Source organism: Pseudomonas sp. (assembly GCF_050739995.1).
Lineage (GTDB): Bacteria > Pseudomonadota > Gammaproteobacteria > Pseudomonadales > Pseudomonadaceae > Aquipseudomonas.
Genome location: NZ_JBOICG010000095.1, coordinates 1 through 3183, shown reverse-complemented (window position 1 = coordinate 3183; position 3183 = coordinate 1). Strand labels below are relative to the sequence as shown.

Here is a 3183-nt window from a genome sequence, read left to right as displayed (position 1 = left end):
AGTCACCACTGATGCTGCCGGATACGTTACGCGCGGCCGGCGCACCAAAATACGCATCAAAGCCGATGCGCTCCAAGTTGGCGGCAAAGCTGACTTTCTGGTCGGTGGTGTCCTGTGGCCGGAAGTCCACCAGCACATTGTGCAGTACGCCCGTCGCTTTCAGATGCTCCAGGGTCTTGGCAAAACCTTCCGGCAACGGCGCCAAGGCGTTCAGCAAGGGTGTGATGGGGGTCAAGTCGAGGCGATCGGCCTGAAGCTTCCAGACTTCCTGCGCCTTGTCGGTAGCCAGGGTTTGCTGCAGCTGCAGGTGGGATTCCCAGCGGGTATCCCCCAGGTTCATCGCGAGCGAATCAAACAGCACCTTGAGGCCACCCTCACTGCGTTGCAGGTAAGCGGTCAGGGCCAGATTCTCGATATGCACGGGCTTGCGATCAGCGTAGCTGCCCTTCACTTGCGGTGAGTTAAGGCGCACCGCTGCGCTTTGGACAGTGCCTTTGGCCCAAGTCAGCCAGAACTCACCGCCGGCCTTGAACTGCGTGAGCTTCCATTGTTGGGTCAGCTTCGCGGGAATCCATTTGGCCCAATCGCTCTGGGGCAGGCTGAGGTAGGCTTCAACCTCGGCATCTCGCCATTGGCTGGCACGAATGCGGCTGCGCAGACTGACGGCAAGCGGCTGGCCATCAGGCAGCGTCAAGCGTGCGTCCAAACGTTGCCGAGTCATCCCGGTGTGCAGGCTCAAGCCCACATACGTCACGGTCAACGGCGCTTGATCGAAGGGTTGCAGGGTGACCTGGCTATCCAACAGCGATACGCGCTTGACCATTTGCATGCGCGTCAACAACTGCTCCGGGTCCACCGGCTGGTCATTCTGCACCGGTAGACCTTGCAGCGCCCAATGACCATCCTGGTCTTCCTTGACGCTCAATTGCAGGCCGCTGACTTCCAGATGGGCGATACGCACTTCACGGGCCATCAGGCTGGCCCAGATATCGGGCACCACTTCGACCTGGTCCAGGCGCAGCGCACTACTGCCCTCACCAACCATCACGTCGTGGGCCAGCAATACCGGGGCGAAACCACTCCAGCGACCTTCAAGGCTGCCGATGTGCAGGGGCATATCAACCGCGGCCTGGGCCTTGGCCTCGACTTCTGCACGGTATTCGGCCACCAACGGAGTCAGTTCCCGGCCCAGGCTCACGTACACCGCGGCCAATACCAGCAGCAACGCACACAGGCCCAACCCCCAACGAGTCAAAGCGGCAAAAAAGCGTATCAGACGCTCCATGTCAGGCGACCCTCAAGGCAGTTAGCAGACAGCAGATCTTGGCCTGCACGTCTCATGGAAAGAAAGCGAATGGGGATCAGAGCAGCACCACGTCGTATTGTTCCTGGGAATACATGGTTTCGACTTGAAAACGAATAGTGCGCCCGATAAAGCCTTCCAATTCCGCGACGTTGCCGGACTCCTCATCCAGCAATCGATCGACCACTTTCTGGTTGGCAAGCACTCTATAACCTTCGGCCTGGTAGGCTCGCGCCTCCCGTAGGATTTCCCTGAAAATCTCGTAGCAAACCGTTTCCGGCGTCTTCAACTTACCGCGCCCCTGGCAACTGCTGCAGGGTTCGCACAGCACTTGCTCAAGGCTTTCACGAGTGCGCTTGCGAGTCATCTGTACCAGACCAAGCTCGGTGATACCGATGATGTTGGTCTTGGCGTGATCGCGCTCCAGCTGTTTCTCCAGCGTACGCAGCACCTGGCGCTGGTGCTCTTCGTCTTCCATGTCGATGAAGTCGATGATGATAATGCCACCGAGGTTACGCAGGCGCAGTTGGCGAGCAATTGCAGTGGCGGCTTCGAGGTTGGTCTTGAAGATGGTTTCTTCAAGGTTGCGGTGCCCCACAAATGCACCAGTGTTGACATCGATGGTGGTCATGGCTTCCGCCGGGTCCACCACAAGATAGCCACCGGACTTGAGCGGCACCTTGCGCTCCAGGGCCTTCTGGATCTCGTCTTCGACACCATACAGGTCGAAGATCGGACGTTCGCCAGGGTAGTGTTCCAGGCGATCAGCAATTTCCGGCATCAGTTCAGCAACAAATTGCGTCGTACGCTGGAAGGTTTCCCGCGAGTCGATGCGAATTTTCTCGATCTTCGGGCTGACCAAGTCGCGCAAGGTCCGCAGCGCCAGGCCCAGGTCTTCGTAGATGACGCTTGGCGCCCCGATGGTCTTGATCTGAGCGCCAATCTGGTCCCACAGCCGCCGCAGGTAGCGGATATCCATCAGGATCTCATCGGCCCCGGCACCCTCGGCGGCCGTGCGCAGGATAAAACCACCCGCTTCCTTGATGCCCTCGGTCGCCACGCAGTCGCTGACCACCTTTTTCAGACGCTCACGCTCGGCTTCGTCTTCAATTTTCAGGGAAATGCCGACATGAGCTGTGCGTGGCATGTACACCAGATAGCGCGACGGTATCGACAGCTGGGTGGTCAGGCGTGCGCCTTTGGAGCCGATGGGGTCCTTGGTGACTTGTACCACCAGGCTCTGCCCTTCATGCACCAAGGCGCTGATGCTTTCCACCGCCGGGCCTTCGCGCAGGGAGATTTCCGAAGCATGGATGAAAGCGGCACGATCCAGGCCGATGTCGACAAAGGCCGCCTGCATCCCCGGCAATACGCGCACCACCTTGCCTTTATAGATATTGCCGACGATCCCACGCTTCTGGGTACGCTCGACGTGCACTTCTTGCAGAACACCGTTTTCTACCACCGCCACGCGCGATTCCATCGGCGTGATATTGATCAGAATCTCTTCACTCATGGCTGGCTCTCGTCAAAGGACTTCAGTAATGATGGATCGCTCACGGGCGACTGGCTAGCAGCGCTCTTGTCTGTCCTCGCTCAACGGGCCGACAGCGGTTGCCAACAGGGAATGGCGAATTGTCCCAGCAACTCGGCGGTTTCGCTCAGCGGCAAACCAACCACTGCCGAATAGCTGCCTTCGATACGCTGCACGAACACCGCACCCAGACCCTGGATGGCATAGGCGCCGGCTTTATCCAGCGGCTCGCCGCTGGCCCAGTAGGCTTGTGCTTCCTGGGTAGAAATCTGCCGCAAGCGTACCTGGCTGACGACGCATACGCTCAGGCAGCGCTGCTGATCGGCGACCGCAACGGCCGTGAGCA

At 59.2% G+C, this 3183-nt stretch carries 2 protein-coding genes and 1 pseudogene; all 3 read right to left on the bottom strand.

The window, feature by feature from the left end; all coding sequences use genetic code 11:
- Nucleotides 1-1285: pseudogene (locus ACRESD_RS03300) on the bottom strand (YhdP family protein); the annotation flags it as partial.
- 76 nt (nt 1286-1361) lie between these two features.
- Nucleotides 1362-2819 carry a ribonuclease G gene (rng, locus tag ACRESD_RS03295; RefSeq protein WP_431749614.1) on the bottom strand — a complete coding sequence of 486 codons (1458 nt, stop codon included), beginning with the start codon at nt 2817-2819 and terminating at the stop codon, nt 1362-1364.
- 80 nt (nt 2820-2899) lie between these two features.
- Nucleotides 2900-3183, bottom strand: a 284-nt coding sequence (locus ACRESD_RS03290) for a Maf family protein (RefSeq protein WP_431749613.1), incomplete at its 5' end; no start/stop codon positions are given.

What these genes read in the sequence shown, in the direction of transcription:
- rng (WP_431749614.1), bottom strand. Translation starts at nt 2,819, where the DNA reads ATGAGTGAAGAGATTCTGATCAATATCACGCCGATGGAATCGCGCGTG.